This window comes from Rhodococcus sp. BP-160 (genome assembly GCF_019836205.1).
Taxonomy (GTDB): domain Bacteria; phylum Actinomycetota; class Actinomycetes; order Mycobacteriales; family Mycobacteriaceae; genus Rhodococcoides.
Genome location: NZ_JABUEK010000001.1, coordinates 681,856 through 707,558 on the forward strand (window position 1 = coordinate 681,856; position 25,703 = coordinate 707,558).

The window sequence follows — 25,703 nt, forward strand, 5'->3', positions numbered from 1 at the left end:
TATAACGGGTGAATAACTTGGATGTACCGCCCGAGTTCTGTCCGACCGGCCGCATCGACCTCCGATCACCGCAGACGCAAGGTCAACGCGTGTGCGGCCCGCAGCAGCTGTTCGCCGAGAACAGGGCGCCGGACATCGTCGAAACGGCCGGCGACGCCCGTCAGACTCAGCGCCCACGCCGGGGCGTCGCGGCGATCGAACACCGCGGCCCCGAGACCCCAGCTACCTTCCACCAACAACCCGGGATTCACCGAGTATCCCTGCACCAGAACTTGTTCCACCCGTTCGGCGATCTCGCGCGGCGCGTGACGTTCTCCCCAGCCGCCGAGCTCTGCACGGTCGAGGTACTCCCTCCGCTCACGTTCGGGCAGGTGCGCGAGGATGACCAACCCGGCGGACGCGACTCCGAGGGGCATGCGCAGGCCGACGTGCAGGACGTGCGAGCGCAGCGGGAAACTGCCCTCCTCGCTCGCGATGCAGACCGTCTCGTCGCCCCGACGTGCCGACAGGAAGGCGCTCTCCCCCGTCGTTCGGGCCAGATCGCGCAGGATGTCTCCCGCGCTCGACGTGATGTCGTACCGCTCCGCTGCCATCGATCCGAGAAGGAAGGTCTCGGGCCCCAGCGCCCACCGGCCCGACTCGTGCCGATCGACGAAGCCCTCCGCCGCCAACGCGGTGACCATCCGGTGCACGGTGGGCCGCGCCAACCCGGCGGTCCTGGCGATGTCGGTGGTCGACGCGCCGTCCGGCTCGTGATCACCGACGGCACGCATCACGGCCGCGACTCGCGCGATGACCGACCTCGCTGCCTCCGCCATCACCACAGTCTAGGGCTCGCGGGGTGTCCACTCAGTGAACACCGTGCCGCCGATCGTTCCACGAGTCGAGCAGTTCGCCGTCCGGACCCCGTATCGCCTGCGAAGACGCCGTGGTCCTGATCGAATGCAGAGAGTGCGCACGTCCACTCACCGGACCGTACATCTGATCAGTACTCGATCTCAGGAGGAACTCGTGGCCACCGAAGTCCTGTCCACCCCCGCCGACGCGATACGCGGCGTCACGGACGGCGCCACCCTGGCCGTCGGCGGCTTCGGGCTCTGCGGCATCCCGGACGCACTGATCGACGCCCTCGCCGCCACCGACGTCACCGATCTGGAGGTCTTCTCCAACAACTGCGGAGTGGACGACCACGGCCTCGGCATCCTGCTCGCAGCGCACCGGATCCGTCGCGTTACCGCGTCCTACGTCGGCGAGAACAAGGAATTCGCCCGGCAGTACCTCTCCGGCGAGCTCGAGGTCGAGCTCACTCCCCAGGGCACTCTCGCCGAACGACTACGCGCCGGGGGCGCGGGCATCCCGGCGTTCTTCACCCCGGCCGGTGTCGGCAGCCCCATCGCCGACGGCGGGCTCCCGTGGCGCTACGCCGCCGACGGATCCGTCGCACTCGCATCCCCCCCGAAGGAGACCCGCGTCTTCGGCGACAAGCGGTACGTCCTCGAGGAGGGCATCCGCGCCGACTTCGCGCTCGTGCACGCGCACCTGGGTGACACCGACGGAAACCTCGTCTTCGACAAGGCAGCCATGAACTTCAACCCGCTCGCCGCCATGGCCGGCCGCATCACCGTCGCTCAGGTCGAGCATCTCGTGCAACCGGGCGAGATCGACCCGGCGCACGTGCACCTGCCCGGCGTGTTCGTCCAGCGCATCGTGGAGACCGGCCCACAGACACCCCGCATCGAGAAGCGCACCACCCGACCCGCAGGAGACGCACGATGAGCACCGACACCGGATGGACCCGCGAGAACATGGCTCGGCGCGCGGCGGCCGAACTGCGCGACGGTGATTACGTGAACCTCGGCATCGGGCTGCCCACACTGATTCCCGGCTTCCTCGATCCCGCGATCCGCGTCACGCTGCACTCCGAGAACGGCATCCTCGGTACCGGCCCCTACCCCACAGAGGACGAGGTCGACGCCAATCTCATCAACGCCGGCAAGGAGACCGTCACCACCCTGCCCGGCGCGGCGTTCTTCGACTCCGCGCTGTCCTTCGGCATGATCCGCGGCAGCCACATCGACACCGCAGTCCTCGGCGGCATGCAGGTCTCGTCGACCGGCGACCTCGCCAACTGGATGGTCCCGGGAAAGATGGTCAAGGGCATGGGCGGCGCCATGGACCTCGTCCACGGCGCCGCGCGCGTCATCGTCGTCATGGAGCACACCGATCGGGACGGCAACCCGAAGATCGTCGACGCGTGCACGCTCCCCCTCACCGGTCAGGCCGTCGTCGACCGTGTCATCACCGACTACGCCGTCATCGACGTCGTCGGCGACGGCACCCTGGTCCTGCGGGAGACCGCGCCCGGTGTCACGGCGGCGCAGGTACACGACGCCACCGGCGCCACCCTCACCGACGCCGACGACCTCGTCACGCACTGACCGGCGGCGGGCCGTTCTCACGGCGTGAGGATGGCCCGCCCTCGCACCGTGCCCGCGTCCAGATCGTCGATGGCGCTCTGGAAGTCGTCGAGTGCGTACTTCGCGGTGTGCAGAACGACGGACCCGCGTGCCGCGAGAGCCATGAGGTCGCACAGGTCGTTGTAGGACCCGACCAGGTTGCCGATGACGTTGATCTCCGACGACACGATGTCGATTGTCGGCACGTCGATGTTCTCGCCGTATCCGACGACGTGGTAATTGCCCGCCTGCCGCAACATCGCGATGCCCTCCGCCGTCGCGCCGCCTTCTCCGACGAAATCGATGACCGCTTCGCCGCCCTGCCCGCCGGTGAGCTCGAGCACCTGCTCGATGTGGGTGCCGTCGGCGACGACGCCGTGATCCGCCCCGATGGACAGGGCCAGCTTCACCGCGTCGGCGTTACGGTCGACGACCACGATCTCGGCCGCGGTCAGCGCCTTCAGCACCTGAATCCCGATGTGCCCCAGCCCACCTGCGCCGATCACCACTACGCGGTCGCGGGGAGTCAGATGCCGGGAAGCCTTCGCCGCGGCATGATAGGCCGTCAGCCCGGCATCGGCGAGGGCAGCCACGTCCGCCGGCTCCAGCGAGTCGTCCAGCTTCACCACACTGCGTGCCGACGTCTTCAGATACTCCGCGTAGCCACCGTTCGTGTCGATGCCGGGGAACTGGTTGATCTCGCAGTGCACGTCGTCGCCGGATCGGCAGGCGCGGCAGAGCCCACACGTGATGAGCGGGTGGACGATGACCTTGTCACCCTCCTGCACGTTCGTCACGGCGGAACCGACGGCGTGGACCCAGCCGGCGTTCTCGTGACCGATCGTGTACGGCAGGGTCACGTTCGACTTCTCGGCCCACTGCCCCTCGAGGATGTGCAGATCGGTACGGCACACCCCCGCTCCACCGATCCGGACGACCACGTCGAACGGCCCCGTGGGAGTGGGAACGGGCACCTCGGTCATTCGGAGTTTCTCGTGGTACCCCACGACCTGGACTGCGCGCATGGTGCTCATGATGTGTCTCCTCGGCTTCTCGGGAAGGTCAGGCGTCGACCGTCGTGCGGTCCGGGTCGTCGTAGCGGGTACGGAGCAGTCCCCTGCAGAAGTGGGCGTTGCCGTCGATCGAGATGCGGGTCGATCGAGCCCGACGCAGTGCGAGCGGCACGTCGAGCTGCGTGTAGCCGGCTCCGGTGTGATCGACCATGACGATGCTGTCGGGCACGTCGTCCAGGCCGAGGGACCGTCGCCGCGACCGCAGCGCCCTGGTGGTGTCGTCGTCCGGGAGATCGCCCAGCACAACAGTTCCCACGTCCTCCATGCGCCGGGACGGATCCCGCTTCAGCAGCGCGGTCAGGCACCGCTCCATCGCCGCGACGTGAGCCTTGCGCCGGAACGTCGTCCGGAGCTCCTCCAGATCGTTCTCCGCCTCGTGCGCGAAGGTGCCCCGGTACCCCGCGTCCGCGGCGAGTCCCGCGTTGATGATCGGTGAATCGTGGTGGTCGTCGAGTTCCACCGTCACGTTCCGCGTCCAGGGCAGGCCGGTGAGCACGTCCTTCGCGTCGGAGGCCATGAGGTAGGCGAAGTTCGGCGCGCAGAAGGACGTCGGCAAGCGCAGGTGCACCACGACGTCACGGTCCTCGGAGACGGTGAGCGACTGCACGAAGTCGAGGTCGGTGATCGGCTCGTCGAGCTCGGGATCGATCACCACGTCCAGAGCCCGCATCGCCGAGTCGGCACGGGTGGTCATCTCACGCTCCCACGAGAACGTCGTCGGCCGCACGGTCGGCGCCGCGCGGGCCGGTGGCCGTCTCGTCGGCATCGGCGATCTGCAGCTCCGCCGGAACCGGGATGTCGTACATCTTCGCGGCGTTCAGGCCCAGCACCTTGCGCTTCTGGTCCATCGTGATCTCCGGGTACTCGCTCAGCTCCGCCGGGATCTGGAAGTCGACGAACGACTCGATCAGCCAGCGCGGTGTCCAGAGGGCGTAGTCGGACGAGAACTGGATCCGGTCCTCACCGAGCCAGTAGAGCAACTCGCCCATGATCTGGCCGAAGTACTTCGGCCGGGAGTGGATGAACGGCATCGCGACGGCGAGCCCGGCATGCACGTTCGGCTCCTGGGTGGCGATCCAGCAGAAGTCCTCGAGCCGCGGGAGACCGCAGTGCTCGACGACGAAGTTCAGATCGGTGAAGTCGGTGGCGACATGATCGACGTCCGCCACGTCGAAGGCATCGCGATCGAGCGGCCTGATGGTCGGTCCCTTGTGGACGTGGATGTTGGTGATCCCGAGCTCGCGGCAGACCTCGAGGTAACGCCGGGTCCAGTCGTCGTCGAGCTTGTAGCCGCGAGAGTCTCCGTGCCACTCCGCCGTGTAGAGCTTGACGCCCTTCAGTCCGAACCGTTCGGCATCGGCGCGGAGCTGATCGAGCCCACGTTCGCCGTTGCGCGGATCGAAGTGGTGGTTGTAGGTGAGCTTGTCGGGATTCTGCGCCGTGAGGGCCCATGCCTCCTCCGTCTGCCCGAACCCGTTCACGTAGAACTCCCCGAGGTGGGCCGGCTGAAAGATCGCATGATCGACGTAACCGTCCTCGAAGAGGTCCTTCATCAGGCGGTCGCCGCCCTGGTAGAGGTACTCGTCGTACGGCCACAGCTCGCTCTCGGGCGACAGGTTGCGGTGGTAGTCGTAGAAGCAGTCGATGAACTGCTTGCCGTGGATGTTGCGCTGGTTCTCGGGCCGCGCGTCCCACAGCGCGACGTGCGCGTCGACGATGAAGAAGCTGTTGTCGCCCTTGGTGTACATCGAGGTCCCTTCGTCGTGTGACTGGCGTCACCTTCACTGACTCGACGCTAGGGCGCGACGGACGGGAAGCGGGCGTCCCCGGCGTCTCAATCTGAGACGGTCGACCACCCCTCGGGCGCTGTAACCTGGATCACAACCCGACCCGCTTCGACCCACCAGGACGCCCGCGTGCCAGCACAGCTCCCCGAACACCGGACCGGCTCCGGCCGCGAGGTGGACGCGGTCGCCGGTGCGGTACCCCCTCGGCTCCGCGCCTCCTGGCTTCGGAGTCGGCGCTACGGCATCCCGGTCGATCATGTCGAGCCGGTCTTCGCCGGGACGGAACGGCAGGAGTCGCTCTTTCGGCAGTGCGGTGACGAAGTGCTCGCCGACCTGCAGCGGACGCTCACCGCCGAGCCGGTGGGCCTCATGCTCACCGACGCCGACGGCCTCGTTCTGTCCCGCCTGAGCGGGGACCACACGTTGCTCCGCGCGCTCGACGACGTCCACCTCGCGCCCGGTTTCGGCTACTCGGAACGGGAGGTGGGGACCAACGGTCTGGGTCTCGCGCTGGCAGACCTGGCACCCACCCTGGTCCGAGCGGAACAGCACTACTCCCACAGCCTCACCGGCTTCACCTGCGCAGCCGCCCCGGTGCTGGATCCCGCGACGGGTCGTCTGCAGGGTGCCGTCAATCTCACCACCTGGTCCCGGACGTCGAGCGACCTCCTACTCACACTCGCACGGTCGGCCGCGAGCACCATCTCGCTGTCGATGTCGTCCCGATCGACCGGTCGACGAGAGCGACCGACGGTGCGTCGCAGCCTCTTCCGTATCGAGCACGGGTCCACCGGCACAGGCGTTCGACTCGGCGCGGAGTGGTCACGACTGGAGGCGGACGCCCACTCCGCGATGGCCGCGGGATCGACCGTCGCGGTGATCGGCCGCCCCGGCTCCGGCCGCTCGTCGCTGGTGACGCACGCTGCGCGGCGCGCCTTCCCGCGCCACCGCATTCTCTCGGCAGCGGCCCCCGCACCCGACGACGTCGACACGTGGCTCGACCTGTGGACGTACGAGGCGGATCGCACCGACACGGTCGTCGTCCTGCGCGACGTCGACACGCTCCCCGACTTCGCCGCGCAGTCACTCGTCGACCTGCTGCGGTCCGCCGAGACCCGGATGCCCTTCGCGGTCACCGCCGAACGACTGCACGACATCCCGGCCGCACTCGCCTCCGCGGTCGCATCGGTCGTGTCGCTGCCCCCACTGTCGGACCGACCGGACGACGTCGTGCCGTTGGCTCACGAGTTCGCGCGCGCGGTGCGCGGACGCGACGTGCACATCACCCCCGCGGCGGAACGCGCTCTGCAGCACCACGACTGGCCGCAGGGCGCGGCGGAGCTCCGCGAACTCGTCACGCGAGTCGCGTCGCGTGCGGACGTCGTCGACGTCGCGATGCTCCCCGCCGAACTGCTGGCGGGCCGGACGCGCCGGTTGTCGAGCATCGAGGCGTTCGAGCACGGGGAGATAGTGCGGGTCCTCGCGTCGGGCAAGGTCACGATGAGCCAGGCGGCCCGTCAGCTGGGGATGAGCCGCGCCACGCTCTACCGCAAGACGGCCTACTACAAGATCGATCCGCGGAACCCCGGCTGACGCACGTCGGCCGCGTAGTCTCGTCCCGGACGACTCGATCTCACGGGAGGGGCGCGGACATGGACGACGAACTCACGCGACGTCTGTTCGCACTGCGCGACCTCCCCCACTTCCGTCGGGCCCGCGAACGGGACTCGACGGCGACGACCACGGTCTCCGATTTTCTGACCGGCTCGGTGGACGACGATGCCGCTCTGCTCGTCGTGCTCGAGCAGGGCGCGGAGGCGGCGGTCCGATCACTCGACGGCGTGGCGCACGCCGGCATCACCGCCACCGTGGACGGCCACCCCTTCACCGTGTCCCCCACCGACGCCGTCGTGTTCGCGCTCGACGCCCAGCAGTACGACCTCGACGACGGACCCTGCCTGCGCGCGCTGCGGACACACTCGTCGCTGCACTTCTCCCACGACGAGGTGGCCCGACTCTGGCCGCCCCTTGCCGCCCTCGCGGCGAGGGCCGGCGTGGACCGGGTGCACGCGTGCGCGCTGACCGTCGACGGGGCGGCCGCCGGATCGGTCAACCTGTACGCCGCGGGGCCTCCCCTGTCCTCCGCGCAGGTCGAGGCCGAGGACGATCTGGTGTGCGTCCTCGTGGACCACCTCGACACCGCCCTGTGGTCCTACGGCCGCGGGCGCGACCTCGTCGCCGGAGTCCGACGGATCGGTGCGGCCATGGTGGACCGCCGGGTCGTCGGCATCGCGGTCGGCATCCTCATGGTGCGGGACGATCTCGACATGGGCGAGGCCCGAGCACTACTCGAGAAAGCCGCTGCCGCAACGGAACTGCCACTCGTCGACGTGGCCCGCCGGATCACCGAGGACAGCTGACCGACGATCACGGCGCCGTGAACGCCGCCTCGAAGGCGTCGAGTGCCTCGTCGGGATCGGCGCGTGCCCACCCCTCGAGACCGACGACACCGTCGTACCCCATCTCGCGCAGTGCGGCGGCGACGACCGGGTAGGCAATCTCCCCGGTGCCCGGTTCGCAGCGCCCCGGAACGTCGGCCACCTGGATCTCGCCGATCCAGGGAAGCGAGCGCCGCACCGTCTCGATGAGGTTCCCCTCGCCGATCTGAGCGTGGTACAGGTCCAGATTCAGGCGCAGCGCCGCACTGTCCACCGCGGACACGAGTGCGAGCGTGTCGGCCGCGGTGGCGAACGGTGTACCGGGGTGATCGACCGCGGTGTTGAGGTTCTCGAGGGTGAACACGCGACCGGCACGCTCGCCCAGCTCCGCGACCCGGCGCAGTGTGTCGGCCGCCCGGAGCCACATGTCGGGGGTCACCGTGTGCTCGGGGTGGACCGGCAACCCCTCGGAATCGAGACCTGTGCCGTGCAGATTCAGGCGCGGGCAGTCGAGCCGATCGGCCACGCGCAGCGACTCCGCGGCCGTGCGGAGCAACTCGTCGATGCCGTCCGGGTGGGTGAGGCTTCCGCTCAGGTACCCGGTCATCGAGGAGAACCGGGCACCCGTGGCCTGCAGATCGTCGATGTTCTTCGTCGACCAGTTCCAGATCTCGACCTGCAGGCCGCGGTCCGCGATCCGTCGGACCCGATCGACGAACGGCAGATCGAGGTGGAGCATCTCGGCGCTGGCCGCCAGCGTGTACGTCATCGGACACCGTCCGAGTCGAGATCCGCGACGGCGACCGCGGCGCCGGACCGCACGCTCTCGATCGCGGCGAGCGCGATCGACAGGGCGACCCGTGCGTCGGCTCCACCGACGACCGCGGGCGTCGAGTCGCGGACCGAGGACACGAACGCGGTGAACTCGCCGATGTAGGCCTCGCGCAGCAGATCGGTGTCGCGACGGGCGGTGTCCACGGTGATCCCGCGAGCGTCGTACAGGGTCATGTCGCTCGACGCCGTGGTGCCGGCAGTGATCATGCCGCCGGATCCGAACACCTCTCCGCGGACGTCGTAGCCGTACAGCGCGGAGAAGTTGGCCTCGGCCGTCGCGAGGGCGCCGTTGTCGAACGCGATGGTGACGACGGCGGTGTCGAGGAAGCCGTCGTCCCTGGCCTCGGGCCGGATCAACGCGTCGGCCATGGCGTGCACGCGCACCGGAGCGGCTCCCGGGTTGAGGAAGCACAGCGTGTCGAAGTCGTGGATCAGCGTCTCCAGGAAGATGGTCCACGCTGGAACGCGGCTCGGATCTCCACCCCACGGGCCGGGATCACGGGTGAGCGACCGCAGCAGCTGGGGCGTACCGATCCTGCCCTCGTCGACGGCCCGACGTGCCGCCGCGAATCCCGGCGCGAAGCGTCGGTTGAAGCCCACCTGGAGTGTCACTCCCGCGGCCCGTGCGGCGGCGATGGCACGGTCCGCGTCCTCGAGGGTCACGGCCATCGGCTTCTCGACGAACACGTGCTTCCCGGCCTCCGCGGCCGCGACGACGAGTTCGGTGTGACTCCGCGCGGGGGCGGAGATCACGACCGCGTCGACGTCGTCACGCCGCAGGGTCTCGTGGATGTCGGTGGACGCCGTCGGTGCACCGAGTTCCCCGGCGAGCCTGTCGGCGGCGCCGGGCACCGGATCCGCCACTGCCCGCAGTGCGGCACCCGGTACCCGGCGCGCGACGATCTCGGCGTGGTTGGCGCCGATCCTGCCCGCACCGAGCACCGCGATGCCCACCACCTCCGAACGATCGACTGCCATGACGCCTCCTACTAGTACGTTCTAGTTTGCCTGTTCGCAGAGGCTAGAACGTACTAGACGCCGGCGTCAACACCCCCGTACGATCGGTGCGTGACCACCAGGAGACGAACCGAGCGTCCCGTCACGATGACCGACGTGGCACGGGCGGCGGGAGTCTCGACCGCCCTGGTGTCCATCGTCTTCCGCGACTCCCCCGGTGCCAGCGACGCGACCCGCGCACGGGTACGCGAGATCGCCGACGAACTGGGATACGTCCGCGATCGACGGGCGAGCAGTCTGCGGCAGTCGCACTCCCGGCTTCTCGGGGTCGTCTTCGAGCTGCAACAACCGTTCCACGGGGATCTGGTCGAACACGTCTATTCCGCCGCGGCTCGACGGGGCTACGAGGTGGCTCTCAGCGCCGTCGCACCCAGCAGAGGTGAGACAGCGGCCATCGACTCCCTTCGTCACGATCGCTGCGAGGCAACGATCCTCCTCGGCAGCCGACTGCCGGAGGACGAGCTGGCCGCGCTCGCCCGCACCGTTCCCACCGTCGTCGTCGCTCGCCGTGTCGACACCCCGGACACGGTGACGGTGCGCAGCGACGACGTCGCCGGCATCACGCTGGCGGTACGGCATCTCGAGGAGCTCGGCCATCGGCGCATCGCCTTCGTCGACGGCGACGGCGCACCGGGCAGCGAGGACCGATCCGCCGGTTTCTTGGACGCCCTGTCCCACATCGACGACGCCCGAGCCGAGGTGGTGCGGGGCGGCCTCACGGAGGACGACGGAGCGCGAGCAGTCGAGGGACTCCTCGACACAGAGCACCCTCCCACCGCCGTGATCGCCTTCAACGACCGGTGCGCCACAGGCGTTCTCGCCGCACTGGTCGCTCGCGGACTCGCCGTGCCGCGGGACATGTCGGTGATCGGGTACGACGACTCGCGCGTCGCCGGACTGGACCACGTCGCACTCACCACGGTGTCCCAGGACGCCGAGAGCCTGGCCGACGCGGCGGTGGACGCCGCACTCACCCTCACCGTCGACGACAGTGCGCCGAGCATCGTGCTGACGCCCAGCCTGGTGTCACGGTCGACCACCGGCGCACCGAGGGCTACGCCGTGACGTCCGGGGCGGCACCGGTCACGACGGTCCGCAGATCACGGCACGCGACGCGATAGATCTCCGCCAGGTCGGCGTCCTGGTCCCCGTCGTCCACGCGCGCCGCCCACGAGTCGAACGCGACCCGGACGGTCATGATCGCCGTCTCGGCGGTCAGGCGGGAGGGCGATCGCGGAACTCGCGCCGCCAGCGCGGCGGCCAGGCGAGCGATGACCACTTCGTCGAGGGCGATCGCCGCGGACCGTAGGTGCGCATCCGACACGATCAGCCGACGGATGCGCATCACGCGGTCGGACGACGCCGTGTTCGCCGCACTCATGCGCCGGAGGAACCGCTCCACGATGTCCTCGATGCCGGCCAGACCGACACCCGCGAGGTCGGCCTCGGTCACCCACGCCAGGATCTCGCGCTCGAGCCCGGCGTCGAAGCCGACGACGGACTGCTCCTTCGTGGGGAAGTGACGGAAGTACGTGCTCTGCGAGATGCCCGCGTCGCGAGCGATGTCGCCGACGGTGGTGGACGCGAATCCCTGACGCTCGAAGAGTTCCAGCGCCGCCAGTGAGATCTCGGAGCACATGTCGCGACGCCGACGTTCCCGCAGATCGGGCACCGGTGTCGCCGCCACCTCGGTCGAGCCGTCTCCACTCAAGACATCACTCCTCTCCGAATGGCCGTCACCCTACATCAACAACCAGTTTGACAGTGACTGTCATGCAGGAAGACACTGTTACCACACCGAACGACAGAGAGGCCCCACGACGATGCAGGTTCAGCAGACAGAGGTGGACGCGCCGCGCGTCACGGACGGGCCTCTGCCACGGAGCAGTCGGCTGTTGATCGCGGTGCTCGTGGTGTCGGCGTTCGTCATGATCCTCAACGAGACGATCATGAGCGTCGCGCTGCCCACACTGATGGTCGATCTCGCCATCGACGCCGGCACCGCGCAGTGGCTCACCACCGGCTTCCTCCTGACCATGGCCATCGTCATCCCGACCACGGGCTTCCTCTTCCAGCGCTTCACTCTCCGCCAGGTCTTCTTCGCGGCGATGTCGCTGTTCTCCGTGGGCACCGTTCTCGCCGCGTCGGCGCCCGGCTTCCCGCTGCTGCTCACCGGTCGAGTCGTCCAGGCAGGCGGCACGGCGATCATGCTTCCCCTGCTGATGACGACCGTGCTGCGACTGGTTCCCGCCGATCGGCGCGGCCGCATGATGGGCGTCATCTCCATCGTCATCGCCGTGGCTCCGGCCGTGGGGCCGACCATCTCGGGTGTCATCCTCAGTGCGCTCGACTGGCGGTGGATGTTCTGGCTCGTGCTCCCGATCGCGTTGCTGGCCTTCGCGATCGGATCCCGCCTGGTGGAGAACGCCACCGCGGCGAGCACGGTGGCCCCGTTCGACGCCGTCTCGGTGGTGCTGTCCGGGCTGGCGTTCGGCGGCATCGTGTACGGACTCGGCAGCCTGGGTCACGCCGCCGAGGGCACCGCGGTCCCCGTGTGGATCCCGTTGGGTGTCGGCGTCGTCGCACTGGTCGTGTTCGTCCTCCGGCAGATCGCTCGTCAGGACTCGGGCCGGGCCCTGCTCGACCTGCGTCCGCTGCGCACCCCCACGTTCAGCATCGGCCTGGGCATGCTCTCCATCAGCATGATGGCGCTGTTCGGTGCCCTCATCCTGCTGCCGATGTATCTGCAGAACGTCCGCGGGCTGGACACGTTGACCACGGGCCTGATGCTCCTTCCCGGCGGTCTGATCATGGGCGGTCTCGCTCCCGTCGTCGGACGGGTCTTCGACCGGGTCGGCCCCCGCCCACTGGTGGTCCCGGGCGCCGTCGTCGTCAGCGCCGCACTGTGGTCGATGACGATTCTCACGGCCGACACCGCCCTCCCCGTGGTCGTCGCGATCCACTCGCTGCTCAGCGTCGGACTCGCTCTGATCATGACTCCGCTGATGACCTCCTCACTGGGTTCGGTTCCGCCGCAGTTGTACTCGCACGGCAGCGCGATCTTCAACACCGTGCAGCAGTTGGCGGGAGCGGCCGGCACCGCGCTGTTCGTGACCGTGATGTCCACCGCTGCGGCCTCCCGACTGGCCGGTGGCGTGGGCGACGTGGCGGCGCAGCAGTCGGGGATCCACACCGCGTTCCTGTGCGGCGGTGCCGTGTCCCTGCTGGCAGTGGGCGCCTCGTTCTTCATCCGTACGCCTGCGGCCGACCGGGGGTGACCTGGTCGTTGCCGGAAGGTTGTCGTCCCGTCGTGGTGCAATGGTGCCGTGAACTCCTCTGACTCCTTGCCGCTCGCGGTCGTGATCGGTAACGCCGTCCGCTCGTTGAGCGCGGCGGGCACCGACGACGACCATGCTGCGGAGTTGATGCACCGGCTGGTCGACGCCGCCTGCGCGTGCATCCCCGACACGGACATGTGCGGAGTCACCGTCGAGCTGAACGGCGCACCCTTCGCGGCCGCGACGTCGTCGGCCACCGTCTCCGCCATCGACCTCGAGCAGTACGACTCGGACAGCGGTCCGTGCCTGCACGCCGCTCGCGAGGGCGAGACGGTGCTGGTCGACTGCGAGGCGGGAGACGCCCGGTGGCCGGAATTCGGCACCACTGCGCGCGCCGCGGGGATCGCCGCGATGATGTGCACCCCGGTGCGGGTGGGTGACCGCACCATCGGTTCGCTCACCCTCTTCGCCCACACCCCGCACTCGTTCGACGACCTGGACCGTCAGGTTCTCAGCACGCTGGTCGGCGCCGTCTCGGACGCGCTGGAGCGCGACGACCAGCACCGCGACCTCTCGACCACCGTCGACGGCCTCCGCGATGCCATGGCCCACCGCGCACCCATCGAGCAGGCCAAGGGCATCCTCATGGCCCTGCGCGGCATCGACGACGCCGCGGCGTTCGAGGTGCTCTCGACCGAGTCACAGCGCACCAACCGCCGACTGCGGGACATCGCCCGCGAATTCGTGTCGTCGGTGACGGACGTCGCGCCGGCCGAGATGACCGGCGCGCGCCCCGCCTGACGCACGGGGTGCGGTCAGCCGGAGCCGGAGGGCGCGGTCAGCCGAGCACGAACCTCTGCACGACGAGTCCTGCCAGTACGAGATACCAGAGGACGAGGGGGACGGCGTGGTACCGCGTCAGCAGGTCTCTCGTCCGGCCCGGTCCCGCCAGAGCCGACACGTTCACCACCGTCACGTACCAGAAGACGGGCACCGTGACGGCCCACACCACCATGCAGTACGGGCAGAGCGCACCGATCTCGTACAGGCTCTGCACGATGAGCCAGTGCACGAAGGCGACGGCCGCGGTGACCCCCACCTGCAGCCCTGCCCAGAACCACCGATCGAGACGCGTGCGCATCAGCAGGGCGACGCCCACCATGGCGACGATGGCGAAGCCGCCCACCCCCATGAAGGAGTTGGGGAATCCGAGGACGGCCGCCTGGCGTGATGCCATGACCGAGCCGCAGTTGACCACGGCGTTGAGGTTGCAGGTCGGCGCGTACGACGGGTCCGCCGTCAGTCGTATCTTCTCGTAGGTCAACACACAGGCGGCCGCGAATCCGACGACCCCGCCGATCAGCAGGACCCACGGCAGCACGCGCGCCGGGGTTCCGCGAGACGGACGGTCCACGTCGACGTCGTCGTCGGACAGCGAGGACATCGTCATCGGTGGGATCCCGTCGGAGAGTCGGAGAGTGGTCGAGTCCCCGAGTGTAAACAGCCTCCCTGAGAGATCGGCTCCGGCGAGTCAGTTGACCTCGCGGTCCATCCCGTCCCAGTAGGGCGTGCGTAACTTGAACTTCTGCAGCTTGCCGGTGGCCGTGCGCGCCAACTCGTCCCGGAACTCCACGGTGGTCGGCGCCTTGTACCCGGCCAGTCGCTGCTTGCACCACGCGATGAGGTCGACCTCCGTCTCCGGGCCGGCGTCCACGTCCGGCGCGAGCACCACCAAGGCCTTGATCGTCTCGCCCCACTTCTCGCTCGGCACCCCGATGACGGCGACCTCGCTCACCGAGGGATGGGAGAAGAGGCAGTCCTCGACCTCGATGGACGAGACGTTCTCGCCGCCGGTGATGATCACGTCCTTCTTGCGGTCGGCGATGGTGAGATAGCCGTCGTCGCCGATGAGGCCGCCGTCACCGGTGTGGAACCAGCCGCCGTCCAGCGTTCTGGCGCTCTCCTCGGGCCGCCCCCAGTAGCCCTCCATGACGACGTTGGATCGCGCCAACACCTCGCCGGTCGGGTCGACGTCGAGTCGGACACCCAGTGCGGGGGCGCCGGCCCGAGTGAGCTTCGCGGCACGCTCCTCGGGTTCCAGATCGTCCCACTCCTGGCGAGTGCGGTTGACGGTCAGCAGAGGGGACGTCTCGGTGAGCCCGTAGATCTGGATGAACTCCCACCCCAGTTCACGCTCCACGCGCGCAACGGTCTTCGTCGGTGGCGGCGCACCGGCCATGATGATGCGCACCCGATCCCGGCCGGGGATCTCGCCCTCCCACGACTGCGCGGCATCGAGCACGGCTGCCGCGACGGCGGGGGCCGCACACATCACCGTCACGCCGTGATCGCGCACGCGGCGCAGGATCTCGGCGCCGTCGACCTTGCGCAGGACGATGTGCTGCGCACCGACTCCCGTCATCGCGAACGGCTGTCCCCAGCCGTTTGCGTGGAACATGGGCAGGGTGTGGAGGTAGACGTCGCGATCGCTGACGCCGACGTGCATGCCGAAGGTGACCGCGTTGACCCAGATGTTGCGGTGCGTGATCTGGACACCCTTGGGGCGAGCCGTGGTCCCCGACGTGTAATTGATGGCAGCGGTTGCGTTCTCGTCCGGATCCCACGGTGCCGGAGTGGATCCCGGCGGAGCGTACAGATTCTGGTCGTCACCGAGAACGACGACGTGTTCGCACTCGACGTCGCCGAGCGAGTCCTTCAGCTCCGGATCGATGTAGAGCACGCGCGCACCGGAGTCCTCGATGATGTACCGCACCTCGTCCGGCCGGAGTCTAAAATTGACGGGAACGATGACGCGGCCCCAGCCACTGATTCCGTAGAACGACGTGAGCAGACGGCCCGCGTTGTGGCTGACGATCGCCACTCGATCGCCACGCTCGATACCCAGATCGTCGAGTTTCGCGGCCTGCCGCCGGGCGAGGTCCGCCATCTCGGCATAGGTCGGCGATCCGAGGCTCGGAGCGGGCTGATCGGGCTCGTCGACGAACCCGACCCGGTCTCCGTACACGGCGGCGGCGCGGTCGAGGAAGTCGGTGACACTGAACGGGACGAACATTCGACCGACACTAACAAGGCTCCGCGCCGTGCGGCGCAGTTCACCGAGAGGCGGTGCCCAGCAGGTCGGCCATCATGCCGACGAGCCACTCCTCGACGACGTCGAGCGGCCGCGTGCTCCGTTGCGCCTTGCACATGAGGAGGGCGCCCTCGATGGCCGACAGGGCAAGGGTCGCACCGCGTTCCGCGTCGTCACGAGCGACACCGCGCTCGCACAGAGAGTCCGCGATGATCTTCTCCCACGACGTGAAGGCCGCACCTGCCGCGTCGCGGGCACCCGGGGTGTTGGGCCCCTCGACGGCCGCCGCACCGACGGGACACCCCGCGACGTGATCCGTCGCGACGAGTTGGTCACGGAACGACCCGACGATGGAGGCCATGGTGTGCTCGGGTCCCCGCGACGCGAGACCCGCCGAGATCATCGATCCCATGAAGTCACCCGCGCCCCGTGTCGCTTCCTCGACGAGCTGCGGGCGCCCTCCGGGAAAGTGGTGGTAGATCGATCCGCGCGGCGCATGGGCATGCTCGATGACGTCGGCCACCGAGGTGGCCTCGACACCCTTCTCCCGAAACAGCAGCGCCGCGCTGCGCAACATGTCGGTACGGGCGGTGCTCTGCCTGGGCATGCGATTCCTCTCGTTCTATGCAGTGCACTATACCGACCGTGCTCGTGCTCAGCCGACGGTGAGAAACTCCCGGAACGAGAGCGGTCGGCGTCCGGTGATCTCCTCCACGTCACCCGAGACGTCGGCGAGAGCTCCCGAGGCGATGGCCGTGTACGTCGACACCCACGCGTCGTTCTGCCAGGCGGGTGCCGCCCACCGTGCCCTCGACTCGTAGGCCTCCGCCACCGTCTCGTCGTGAAACCGCACGTCGACTCCCCGGACGTCGGACAGTGTGGCGGCCACCTCCGTCATCGACAGCGCCTCGGGCCCGGTCAGATCGTAGGTCCGGCCGATGTGACGGGCAGGGTCGCTCAGCACCGCCGCAACGGTGCGCGCTACGTCGACGCGGGCGACGAGCGCGGCACGCCCCTCCCCCGCCGGTCCGCGCAGAACACCGTCCTCCCCCACGAAGTGCTCCATGACGTCGAGGTAGAAGTTGTCCCGGAGGAACGTGAACCCGATACCCGTGGACCGGATGTGACTCTCCGTGGCGTGGTGATCTCGGGCCAGGGTGAAGACGGCGTCCGGCGCGGCGCCGACGAACGACGTGTAGACGATGTGGCGCACGCCGGCGGCGACGGCCGAGTCGACGAACGTCCTCTGCTGGTCGACACGATCGGCGCTCTCGGAGGCCGAGACCATGAACAGGACCTCGATCCCGGCGAGTGCCTGCACCGCGGCGGTCGCGTCCGAGTAGGAACACTGCGCGACATCGGCACCCGGGTGTGACGGCGCGCGACCGGCGTTCCGCACCAGCAGACGCTGCGACGCGCCCGCGGCGGCGAGCGACGCGGCGACGGCGCCGCCGAGTGCGCCGGTCGATCCGGTGACCGCGACGGGAGTTCGGATGACGTTCACGGGCTTTCCTCTCGTGACACGATGGCCGCCGGACGATCACCGACCAGGAGACTTTTTCATGGCGACGTGGCAGATGCGCGCGGTGGCGCTGTACATGCGGGCGACGGCGAAGCGGACGATGGCGTCCGAGGCTCGTGCCGACCGCCGGATGCGGCGGCCGAAGGACTCTCCGACTCCGCCGGCGCGCATGGCGGGACGGCACGACATCGAGCGGTTCGAGGTCGCGGGACGGCCCGTCGACGTGGTGCGTCCGCGCGACCGACCCTGCGTCGGCGGCGTCCTGCATCTCCACGGCGGAGCGTTCGTCAGCGAGATCGCCGCTCAGCACTGGTCGCTCGTCGATCAGCTCACCGAGGCGGGGCTCGCTGTCGCGGTACCGCACTACGGTCTGGCTCCGGATCACACCGTGGACGACGCCTACCCCCTCCTGACGTCGGTCCACGAACGGATGGTGTCCGAGCACGGGATCGACCACACCGCGATCATGGGCGATTCCGCCGGCGGCACCCTCGCCCTCGGGCTCGCGCAACGGCTCGCGGCAGCCGGCAGACCGGGGTCTCATCTCTGCCTGATCTCCCCGTGGCTCGATCTCGCGCTGACGAACCCGGCGATCCCCGATGTCGAGGCGCGCGACCCGTGGTTGTCGAGCGTCGGCCTGCGACATCTGGCGCGGACGTGGTCGAACGGTCGAGACCTCGACGATCCCGTGGTCAGTCCACTGCGCGGGCCCACGCGCGGACTACCGCCCGTTCACGTCCTGATCGGGGATAGAGATCTGTTCCTGCCCGACGTCCGGGCGTTCGTGGACGAGGCGCGCGCAGCGGGCGTCGACATCCGCAGCACCGAGTGTCCCGGGGCGATCCACGTCTACCCCCTGCTTCCCACACCCGAGGGGGCGAGCGCGCGGCGCAGCATCGTCGACGCCCTGATACGCGATCTCACGACCGCGCCCTGACGTCGCTGCGTCAGGTGTCGCTCACCGCATCACGACGCGCGCGGAGACGCCGGAGACGAACGACGACGACCACGGCGAGCAACAACCACCCGGCGCCGATCACACTGCAGCCGACCACGACCATGGTGCGCAACGGATGATCCTGGTCGAGGCGTGCACCGACGAGCGCCCAGAACAGGCCCAGCACCGCGAACAAGGCCATCGCCTGCGCGACGGATCGCTTGAACGTCACTCGTCTCGTCACCAGCGGGGTGTACCCCGCACCGGGCGCGGACTACCCCCGAGGGGGGTGCGAGTCTCGTCACGCGGGAACGACGACGGTGCAGCAGCGCGGAACAAAACATGACCGTGCTCGGTTCTGAGTACAGTCATATAAACCCGTCACAGAATCGAGCTCGTCATGACCGCTCTCGCCGGATCCGTCGTCCTCGTCACCGGAGCCAACGGTGGCATCGGTACGCAGTTCGTCCACGACGCCCTCGCCCGCGGCGCCGCCAAGGTGTACGCCAGCGCCCGGACGCCGCGCGACTGGGACGACGACCGCATCGTTCCCGTCACCCTGGACGTGACCGACCCCGCGTCCGTCGAGGCCGCCGCCGCACAGGCCGCGGACGTCACGGTGCTGATCAACAACGCGGGCGCACTTCCGCCCGGCGCCAGCCTGCTCGACGTCGAGGTCGCCGACATCCGCGCCACCATGGAGGTGAACTTCTTCGGTCCCCTGCTCGTGGCGCGAGCTTTCGCGCCGGCACTGATAGCTCACGGCGCGGGCGTGCTGATCGACGTGCACTCGGTCGCCAGCTGGTACCACTTCGGTGGCGCGTACAGCGCGTCCAAGGCGGCCCTCTGGGCGGCCACCAATTCCCTGCGTCTCGAACTGGCGCCCCACGGCGTGCTCGTCACCGGTGTGCACATGGGGTACGTCGACACCGCGATGGCGGCGGGCGCCGACGGGCCGAAGTTGACGACCGAGCAGCTCGTCGCGGCCGTTCTGGACGGAGTCGAGGCAGGCGAGACGGAGGTGCTCGCCGACGAGCTGACCGTCGGCACCAAGGCCGCACTGGCCGGACCACTCGACGCCCTGTACCCCGGATCCCGCCCCACCACAGTCTGATTCGACCGGCCGAAGAGAACTCAGGAGGCTCACGATGCGCGCACTCGTTCTCACCCGCTACAAGCACCCTCTCGTCGAACGGGATGTTCCGGAGCCGATCGTCGGTGATCACGACGTCCTGATCAGAGTGGAGGCGGCCGGTCTCAACGTGCTCGACGAGAAGATCCGTCTCGGCGAGTTCACGCAGATACTTCCGTACACCCTTCCCCGCACACTCGGTCACGACGTCGCCGGCACCGTTCTCGCAGTCGGCTCGGCGGTGCGGTCCTTCGCACCGGGGGACGAGGTCTGGTCGCGGCCACCGACCGATCACATCGGCACCTTCGCCGAGCGCATCGCCGTTCCCGAGTCCGACGTGGCACCGAAACCGGCCGGCACCAGCATGGCCGAGGCCGGGTCGCTGCCCCTCGTCGCGCTCACCGCGTGGCAGGCGTTGGTCGAGCGAGGCGGCCTGCAGGCAGGTCAGACGGTGCTGATCCATGCGGGGGCCGGTGGTGTGGGCACCATAGCCGGCCAGCTTGCGAAACATCTGGGAGCGACCGTGGTGACCACGGCCAGTGCCCGCAACGCCGACTTCCTGCGGGCACTGGGCGCCGACGTCGTGATCGACTACCACACCGACGATCTCGACACCCTGTCCGGCGTCGACCTCGTGCTCGACAGCGTCGGCGGTGAGACACTCGAGACCTCGCTCCGCGTGCTGAAGCGAGGTGGCAAGGCCATCGGGATCACCGGCCCGCCGGACCCCGCCTTCGCCTCCGACGCAGGCCTGAACATCGTCGTCCGCACGGCCATCGCGGTGATCAGCCGGAAGATTCGTCGACAGGCGGCGAAAGCCGATGTGTCGTACGAATTCCTGTTCATGCACGCGGACGGCGGTCAGCTACGGGAGATCGCCGCCCTGATCGAGAACGGGGCGCTCCGTCCCGTCGTCGGCCGCACCATCACCTTCGACGAGATCCCCGAGGCGCTGTCGACGATGTCCGCCGGCGGCAACCGCGGAAAGATCGTGGCCACCCTTCCCGTCACCTGACCGGCGGCGGCTCCCGGTAGCGTCGTCGCGATGAGCTGGATTCGCATGAACGACGTCACCGCCGGGTACGAGCAGAAAGTCGTTCTCCGCGAGGTGTTCTTCCGTCTCTCCGACGGAGACAGGGTGGGCCTCACCGGCCGTAACGGGTCGGGCAAGACCACGCTCCTGCAGCTGCTCCTGGGTCGCGTCGCGCCGGACTCCGGCACGGTGGACGTCACCGAGGGTGCTCGGATCGGCTACTTCTCCCAGTTCTCCGAGCTCGACGGCGATCGCAGCATCACCGCCGAACTCGAGTCGCTCTTCGGGGACATCAGGGCGGTGGAGACCGAACTGGCCGAGGTCGAGACGGCGCTCGGAGGCGACATCGACGAGAAGGAGATGTACCGCCTCGTCGACCGCCAGGCCGAGCTGCTCGAGCAGATGGAGGTCGGCGGTGGATGGACGTACCACCAGCAGATCGACACCGCCCTGTCGATGCTGGGTTTCGACGCCGAGCGTCGAGAACTGCCGGTGGACAAGCTGTCCGGTGGATGGCGCAACCGAGCCGCGCTGGCCCGCATCGTCCTGGAATCGCCCGACGTCCTCCTTCTGGACGAGCCGACCAACTTCCTCGACGTCGCCGGGATCACGTGGCTCGAGCGGTGGCTCCGTGACTTCCGCGGCGCACTGCTCCTCGTCTCCCACGATCGCCATTTTCTCGAGCAGGTGGTGACCACCATCGTCGAGATCGAGAACAACCGGTTGCACACCTACGACGGGAGCTACTCGGAGTACGTGCAGCAGAAGCAGTTTCGACTGAAGAACCTCGAGAAGGAGTTCAGCACCGAGCAGCAACTCCTGGCCTACGAGCAGGACGCGATCACCGACCGGAAGGAAGCCGCGAAGAATCCGAGCGGCGTGCTGAAGCGGCGACTGGCGTCGATCAAGAAGAGCAAGACCCCTCGACCGGTCGATCAGATCATCACGTCGATCTACGGCGGACTGCACGTGCACGACGACCTCTGCGTCGTCGACGGCGTCACGAAGGGGCACGGCGGCGATCCACTGTTCGCGGATCTCTCCTTCGAGATCCATCGGGGCGACCGCATCGCGATCACCGGCCCCAACGGCTGCGGGAAGTCCACGCTCCTCGACGTGCTGACCGGGCTCGCACCCGCCGACTCCGGAACGGTGAAGTGGAAGGTCAAGGCGCCCGCGTTCATTCACTACAACACGGTGCTCGCGAACCTCGATCCGGACGACACCGTCACGCACGCGGTCAACGCGATGCCGGACAGTCTGGCACTGACCGCGACCCGGAAGGACGTGGCACGCTTCCTCGCTCTGCTGCAGTTCTCCGAGGCCGAACAGAAGCAGCGCATCGGAACGCTGTCCGGAGGTCAACAGGCACGCGTCGCGTTGGCCCAGTGTCTCCTGTTCGGAGCCGGCGTCATCGTGCTGGACGAGCCGACGAACCATCTCGACCTCCCGAGCGCGCACGTCCTCGAGCGAGCGCTGACGGCGTTCCCCGGGGCCGTCGTGGTGGTGAGCCACGACCGCTTCTTCATCGAGAAGGTGGCCTTCCGCCAACTCGCCTTCGACGGCCGGGGCGGAGTGCAGAAGATCGCCGGCGTGCAGATGTAGCCCGGGGTTCGCTCAGCGCGGCGGCACCCGGTGCAGAAGCAGCGTGGCCGCGTCGAGCACCTGATCACGGTCGCGGGTGAGTCGATACTCCACACACGGCTCCCCGTCCGCGGTGCACGGCACCGCGGTCAGCGCCGCGGCGAATTCCGGGTCCACCACCACGATCGAGTGTTCTCTCGCCAGCGGCTCGCTCTGTCCGATCACGACGATTCGATGGTGGCCGGCCAGCGATCGCGCGTCTCCCGCGGTGAACAGCACGGTCAGAGCACTTCGCTCGGACAGCTGATCGAGCAGCTGCCGCCGAGTCCCGATCATCGTCTCCGGCTCCGGGACCGTGACGAGCACCAACGATGTCGGCCCACACTCCAGGGCACGACGGAGCAGATCCGCCTCCAGGTCGGCCAGCGCGGCCGGGGTGGTCCGCACCGCGGACCCGCGGCCGTGAGTGAGCCCGAAGGGTGTCACGGCCACCGGGGCACGCACCGTCACAGCGGGGCCGGCCAGCCCTGGATGCGGTCGACGCGGCACGGCGTCGAAACGCGGTAGCGGGCCGGGTGCGCCGAAGTACCAGCCCTGCCCCCACGAGGCACCGAGCTCGAGGGCGCGGGCCTCGTGCGCAGCATTCTCGATTCCCTCGGCGACGACGACGGAGCCCGTTCGCGCGGTCTCCGCGGCCACCGCGGCGAGGAGCGCGATCGTCTCCGGCGTGGAAGGTTGCTGGACCAGGCGCATCTCCAGCTTGACGACGTCCGGTCGCAGCAACGCCAGCAGCGCGAGGCTCGACGAGTCCGCCCCCACGTCGTCGACGGCGATACGCCACCCCAGGTCTCGGGCGTGCGCGACCGCACGCAGTATTCCGGCCGGATCCGCCATCAGGTCACGCTCGGTGATCTCCACGACGATGGACTGGTCGGCGGCGTCCACGAGCGCACCGCGTGCAAAATCCGGCGGTGGGGCGTCCAGGGCGGCGGGTTCGGAGTTCACGAACAACGCCAGTTCACTCGGGAGTCCCGCTTCCGCTGCGCCACGCACTGCGGACACGCGGCAGAGCCAATCGAACTCGGCGGTCACACCCCGGCGCTCGGCCTCGGCGAACAAGTCCTCGGGTGAGCCGCCGGACGCCGGCCTGGTCAAAGCCTCGTAGCCGACGATCGAGCGATTCCTCAGATCGACGATGGGCTGATAGACGGTGTCGATCGGTCCGGGAAGAAGAGGGGGTGCGTCCACCACATGCCCTTTCCGATCCACAAATGCTCCGACGTCCCCACCCGGCCACACAGTGTGCCTCGAGTTCCGTTCGAGTCGGACATCGCGGCTCTGCGTGACCAATGGCCGACCCGCCCTAGGATCAATGCCCATGGTGAACCGGTCGACAGGTGCGATGAATGGCTGAGCAGGTGGCCGCACCCCGCATCGTCGCCGGTCGCTACCTCCTCGGACCTGTCCTGGGCCGCGGTGGCGTCTCGGACGTGTTCCGGGCGACCGATCGGACGCTGGGCCGGGCCGTGGCGGTGAAGTTGTTCCGCAGCGACGACCACACGCCGCACGACCGTCGACGCATCGACAGCGAGATGCGCACCCTCGCGTCGCTGACCCACCCCGGCCTGGTCACGCTCCACGACGCCGGCTCCGAGTCCGACGTCGTCGGCTACGACGGGCCCTACCTGGTGATGGAGTTCGTGGACGGCACCACGCTGTCCACGTTCCGCGCGGGCGGCACCCTGCCGCCCGAGGTGATCCGGCAGATAGGCCACCAGGTGGCGCAGGCACTGGCACACATCCACGCGTCGGGCATCGTCCACCGCGACGTCAAGCCTGCCAACATCCTGATCACCCGCGACGACGACGCGGGACTGCGAGCGAAGCTCACCGACTTCGGTATCGCGCGCATCGTCGACTCCGACCCGATGACCGAGCACGGCACCGCCGTCGGGACGGCGCACTACCTCAGCCCGGAGCAGGCGACCGGCGAGGCGACGGGGCCGGCCTCCGACGTCTACTCGCTGGGCCTTGTCCTGACCGAGTGCCTCACGGGACGAATGGTGTTCGAGGGCAGCGCGATCGCCGCCGCGATAGCCCGTCTGCATCGCGACCCGGTGATCCCCGTCGAACTCGGGCCTACGTGGGTGTCGCTGCTGACCGACATGACCTCCCGAACGCCGACGGCGCGCCCGACCGCCGCCGACGTGGCTCACCGGCTGCACACCCTCACCGAGGACACCGACACCGCGGTCCTCGCGACCCCGGTGGCGACGCCGGCCGCCGTCGTGTCGGGCCGTCGATCCGCCGTGCCGTGGGTACTCGCCGCGCTGGGAATCTGCGCGGCGCTCGTCACGGTGCTCGCGATCCGCGGAGCGGGGTCGGACGGTGAACCGACGACGGAGCCGCCGCTGCCGAGCACGTCCGTGGTGGTCGAGACGACGTCGGAGCCGACGGCCACCCCTGTCCCGGTTCCCGAGACGGTCCCGGAGGTCGCGCCACCGGTCGTCGAGACGACGACGGTCGCTCCCGCACCCGTCGTTCCGCAACCCGCAGCACCCGGCAACGGCAACTCCGGGAACGGCAACTCCGGGAACGGCAACTCCGGGAACGGCAACTCCGGGAACGGCAACTCCGGGAACGGCAACTCGGGCAACGGCAACGGTAACTCCGGGAACGGTAACGGCAATCGCTGACTGATCACCCTCGGTTGTGGCGTGACAGCTCGGGTAGGCCGCACCCATGACTGCAGACGACGCGACCACACCACTACCCGACTACGACCAGCTCACGGTGGGGACCATTCAGCACCGTTGCCGAGCACTCGATCAGGATCAGATGGAGCGGCTGATCGCTCACGAGCGCGATGCGGCGAATCGCCCTCAGGTCTTGAAGATTCTCACTGCTCGCCTCGGCGAACTGCGCGCCGGAGCCGAACCCTCCGGAGGGGACCCGTCCGCCGCTCCCGAGGTGTCGGACACCCCGCGGCAGTCGAACGTCGGTCCGGAGCACTCCCCCACCGACCACACGCCGCTCCGGCACGGCGTCGCGTACCAGACCCCGGCACGCGGCAAGCCCTGACGACGCTGGGTCCGCGCGGCGTTCACCGGTCGGTGTGCGCCCAGCGTCGTGCGCCGGCGAAGGTGCTCGCGAGGACGAGCACGACGACGATCGTCAGGGCGGACCACATGGTCACGGACGCGTCGAAGGAGAACAGCAGGCCTGCTCCCAGTGCGGCCGCCGTCGCGACCACCGCGCCGAGGGGAAGCGCCACTGCCACCGCCGTCGTCGTGCGCCGGACCAGAGGATCGGAGGTCAGCCTCAGCGTGAGGAACACGGCGAGCAGTGCGAGAACGTATGCCGCTGCGACGCTCCCCCCGTAGAGGACGAGCAACCCGTCCACGGGGAACGCCACGGACGCGTCGGGCGGCAGACCGACGAAGGCGGACACGATCCACAGCAGCCCGGGCAGCAGACCGAGCAGGACACCGGTGAGTCCCGCGGCGACGACTCGTCCCACG

General features: G+C 68.9%; 27 protein-coding genes. 13 read left to right on the forward strand and 14 right to left on the reverse strand.

What is annotated here, in order from left to right:
• Positions 1-65 precede the first annotated feature (65 nt).
• Positions 66-818 (reverse strand): IclR family transcriptional regulator, encoded by a 753-nt coding sequence (locus HQ306_RS03140; RefSeq protein ID WP_222627560.1) that lies wholly within the window; start codon positions 816-818, stop codon positions 66-68.
• Between the two features lie 193 nt (positions 819-1,011).
• Between HQ306_RS03140 and HQ306_RS03145 the strand changes: the two genes are divergently transcribed.
• Together HQ306_RS03145 and HQ306_RS03150 are read left to right on the forward strand one after the other, a co-directional pair.
• Entirely contained in the window at positions 1,012-1,776 is a 765-nt protein-coding gene (locus HQ306_RS03145) for a CoA transferase subunit A (RefSeq protein ID WP_056447180.1), read from the forward strand.
• Positions 1,773-2,438, forward strand: coding sequence for a 3-oxoacid CoA-transferase subunit B (locus HQ306_RS03150; protein WP_222627562.1), 666 nt, complete (start codon positions 1,773-1,775; stop codon positions 2,436-2,438). The genes HQ306_RS03145 and HQ306_RS03150 overlap by 4 nt, the downstream gene beginning before the upstream one ends.
• A 17-nt stretch (positions 2,439-2,455) precedes the next feature.
• Here HQ306_RS03150 and HQ306_RS03155 read toward each other — a convergent pair whose 3' ends face one another.
• The 3 genes from HQ306_RS03155 to HQ306_RS03165 are packed head-to-tail and all read right to left on the reverse strand — an operon-like array spanning position 2,456 to position 5,277.
• On the reverse strand, positions 2,456-3,481 hold the full coding sequence (locus HQ306_RS03155) for an NAD(P)-dependent alcohol dehydrogenase (protein ID WP_204870263.1): 1,026 nt from the start codon (positions 3,479-3,481) through the stop codon (positions 2,456-2,458).
• A gap of 37 nt (positions 3,482-3,518) precedes the next feature.
• On the reverse strand, positions 3,519-4,223 hold the full coding sequence (locus HQ306_RS03160) for an iron-sulfur cluster assembly protein (RefSeq protein ID WP_222627564.1): 705 nt from the start codon (positions 4,221-4,223) through the stop codon (positions 3,519-3,521).
• Position 4,224: 1 nt separating this feature from the next.
• A complete protein-coding gene (locus HQ306_RS03165) occupies positions 4,225-5,277 on the reverse strand; it encodes an amidohydrolase family protein (protein ID WP_056447174.1) in 1,053 nt (350 codons plus the stop codon).
• A gap of 168 nt (positions 5,278-5,445) precedes the next feature.
• On the opposite strand from HQ306_RS03165, the gene HQ306_RS22530 reads away from it, so the two are divergent.
• Both HQ306_RS22530 and HQ306_RS03175 read left to right on the forward strand, forming a co-directional pair.
• Entirely contained in the window at positions 5,446-6,909 is a 1,464-nt protein-coding gene (locus HQ306_RS22530; RefSeq protein WP_307095238.1) for a helix-turn-helix domain-containing protein, read from the forward strand.
• Positions 6,910-6,968: 59 nt separating this feature from the next.
• On the forward strand, positions 6,969-7,736 hold the full coding sequence (locus HQ306_RS03175) for an ANTAR domain-containing protein (RefSeq protein ID WP_222627565.1): 768 nt from the start codon (positions 6,969-6,971) through the stop codon (positions 7,734-7,736).
• A 7-nt stretch (positions 7,737-7,743) separates the two neighbouring features.
• Here the strand turns inward: HQ306_RS03175 and HQ306_RS03180 are convergent, their stop codons facing one another.
• Both HQ306_RS03180 and HQ306_RS03185 read right to left on the reverse strand, forming a co-directional pair.
• Positions 7,744-8,523, reverse strand: a complete 780-nt coding sequence (locus HQ306_RS03180) for a TIM barrel protein (RefSeq protein ID WP_222627567.1) — start codon at positions 8,521-8,523, stop codon at positions 7,744-7,746.
• Positions 8,520-9,566, reverse strand: coding sequence for a Gfo/Idh/MocA family oxidoreductase (locus tag HQ306_RS03185; RefSeq protein WP_222627569.1), 1,047 nt, complete (start codon positions 9,564-9,566; stop codon positions 8,520-8,522). The genes HQ306_RS03180 and HQ306_RS03185 overlap by 4 nt, the downstream gene beginning before the upstream one ends.
• Positions 9,567-9,692: 126 nt before the next feature.
• Between HQ306_RS03185 and HQ306_RS03190 the strand changes: the two genes are divergently transcribed.
• On the forward strand, positions 9,693-10,670 hold the full coding sequence (locus HQ306_RS03190; RefSeq protein ID WP_222628919.1) for a LacI family DNA-binding transcriptional regulator: 978 nt from the start codon (positions 9,693-9,695) through the stop codon (positions 10,668-10,670).
• Here the strand turns inward: HQ306_RS03190 and HQ306_RS03195 are convergent.
• Entirely contained in the window at positions 10,660-11,316 is a 657-nt protein-coding gene (locus tag HQ306_RS03195; protein WP_261769690.1) for a TetR/AcrR family transcriptional regulator, read from the reverse strand. The genes HQ306_RS03190 and HQ306_RS03195 overlap by 11 nt on opposite strands.
• A gap of 112 nt (positions 11,317-11,428) precedes the next feature.
• Here HQ306_RS03195 and HQ306_RS03200 point away from each other — a divergent pair, with 112 nt between their 5' ends.
• Entirely contained in the window at positions 11,429-12,883 is a 1,455-nt protein-coding gene (locus HQ306_RS03200; protein ID WP_222627571.1) for an MDR family MFS transporter, read from the forward strand.
• A 48-nt stretch (positions 12,884-12,931) separates the two neighbouring features.
• The gene (locus tag HQ306_RS03205; protein ID WP_222627572.1) at positions 12,932-13,684 is read left to right on the forward strand and encodes a GAF and ANTAR domain-containing protein; all 753 of its coding nucleotides are present in this window, start codon (positions 12,932-12,934) and stop codon (positions 13,682-13,684) included.
• Between the two features lie 37 nt (positions 13,685-13,721).
• Here the strand turns inward: HQ306_RS03205 and HQ306_RS03210 are convergent, their stop codons facing one another.
• The 4 genes from HQ306_RS03210 to HQ306_RS03225 all read right to left on the reverse strand — a co-directional run bounded on the left by HQ306_RS03210 (position 13,722) and on the right by HQ306_RS03225 (position 17,478).
• A complete protein-coding gene (locus tag HQ306_RS03210; protein WP_082544607.1) occupies positions 13,722-14,333 on the reverse strand; it encodes a vitamin K epoxide reductase family protein in 612 nt (203 codons plus the stop codon).
• An 81-nt stretch (positions 14,334-14,414) separates the two neighbouring features.
• Positions 14,415-15,956, reverse strand: coding sequence for an AMP-binding protein (locus tag HQ306_RS03215; protein WP_027504041.1), 1,542 nt, complete (start codon positions 15,954-15,956; stop codon positions 14,415-14,417).
• Positions 15,957-15,996: 40 nt separating this feature from the next.
• The gene (locus HQ306_RS03220) at positions 15,997-16,581 is read right to left on the reverse strand and encodes a TetR/AcrR family transcriptional regulator (RefSeq protein WP_027504042.1); all 585 of its coding nucleotides are present in this window, start codon (positions 16,579-16,581) and stop codon (positions 15,997-15,999) included.
• Positions 16,582-16,629: 48 nt separating this feature from the next.
• On the reverse strand, positions 16,630-17,478 hold the full coding sequence (locus HQ306_RS03225; protein ID WP_308115374.1) for an SDR family oxidoreductase: 849 nt from the start codon (positions 17,476-17,478) through the stop codon (positions 16,630-16,632).
• 58 nt (positions 17,479-17,536) lie between these two features.
• Between HQ306_RS03225 and HQ306_RS03230 the strand changes: the two genes are divergently transcribed.
• Positions 17,537-18,433 carry an alpha/beta hydrolase fold domain-containing protein gene (locus HQ306_RS03230; protein WP_056447149.1) on the forward strand — a complete coding sequence of 299 codons (897 nt, stop codon included), beginning with the start codon at positions 17,537-17,539 and terminating at the stop codon, positions 18,431-18,433.
• A 10-nt stretch (positions 18,434-18,443) separates the two neighbouring features.
• Here HQ306_RS03230 and HQ306_RS03235 read toward each other — a convergent pair whose 3' ends face one another.
• Complete coding sequence (locus HQ306_RS03235; protein WP_155956902.1) at positions 18,444-18,677, reverse strand: hypothetical protein; 234 nt, start codon at positions 18,675-18,677, stop codon at positions 18,444-18,446.
• Between the two features lie 156 nt (positions 18,678-18,833).
• Here HQ306_RS03235 and HQ306_RS03240 point away from each other — a divergent pair, with 156 nt between their 5' ends.
• The 3 genes from HQ306_RS03240 to HQ306_RS03250 are packed head-to-tail and all read left to right on the forward strand — an operon-like array spanning position 18,834 to position 22,203.
• Positions 18,834-19,547, forward strand: a complete 714-nt coding sequence (locus HQ306_RS03240) for an SDR family oxidoreductase (protein ID WP_222627574.1) — start codon at positions 18,834-18,836, stop codon at positions 19,545-19,547.
• A gap of 34 nt (positions 19,548-19,581) precedes the next feature.
• On the forward strand, positions 19,582-20,580 hold the full coding sequence (locus tag HQ306_RS03245) for an NADP-dependent oxidoreductase (RefSeq protein ID WP_222627576.1): 999 nt from the start codon (positions 19,582-19,584) through the stop codon (positions 20,578-20,580).
• 30 nt (positions 20,581-20,610) lie between these two features.
• Positions 20,611-22,203 carry an ABC-F family ATP-binding cassette domain-containing protein gene (locus HQ306_RS03250; RefSeq protein ID WP_261769691.1) on the forward strand — a complete coding sequence of 531 codons (1,593 nt, stop codon included), beginning with the start codon at positions 20,611-20,613 and terminating at the stop codon, positions 22,201-22,203.
• A 12-nt stretch (positions 22,204-22,215) separates the two neighbouring features.
• On the opposite strand, the gene HQ306_RS03255 is transcribed toward HQ306_RS03250, so the two are convergent.
• Positions 22,216-23,430 (reverse strand): EAL domain-containing protein, encoded by a 1,215-nt coding sequence (locus HQ306_RS03255; protein ID WP_307095258.1) that lies wholly within the window; start codon positions 23,428-23,430, stop codon positions 22,216-22,218.
• Between the two features lie 158 nt (positions 23,431-23,588).
• Here HQ306_RS03255 and HQ306_RS03260 point away from each other — a divergent pair, with 158 nt between their 5' ends.
• Together HQ306_RS03260 and HQ306_RS03265 are read left to right on the forward strand one after the other, a co-directional pair.
• Positions 23,589-24,878: a serine/threonine-protein kinase gene (locus HQ306_RS03260; protein ID WP_222627580.1), complete on the forward strand. Its 1,290-nt coding sequence runs from the start codon at positions 23,589-23,591 to the stop codon at positions 24,876-24,878.
• Between the two features lie 46 nt (positions 24,879-24,924).
• Positions 24,925-25,263 (forward strand): hypothetical protein, encoded by a 339-nt coding sequence (locus HQ306_RS03265; protein ID WP_222627582.1) that lies wholly within the window; start codon positions 24,925-24,927, stop codon positions 25,261-25,263.
• 22 nt (positions 25,264-25,285) lie between these two features.
• Here the strand turns inward: HQ306_RS03265 and HQ306_RS03270 are convergent, their stop codons facing one another.
• The gene (locus HQ306_RS03270; protein ID WP_222627584.1) at positions 25,286-25,702 is read right to left on the reverse strand and encodes a hypothetical protein; all 417 of its coding nucleotides are present in this window, start codon (positions 25,700-25,702) and stop codon (positions 25,286-25,288) included.
• Position 25,703: the final 1 nt, after the last annotated feature.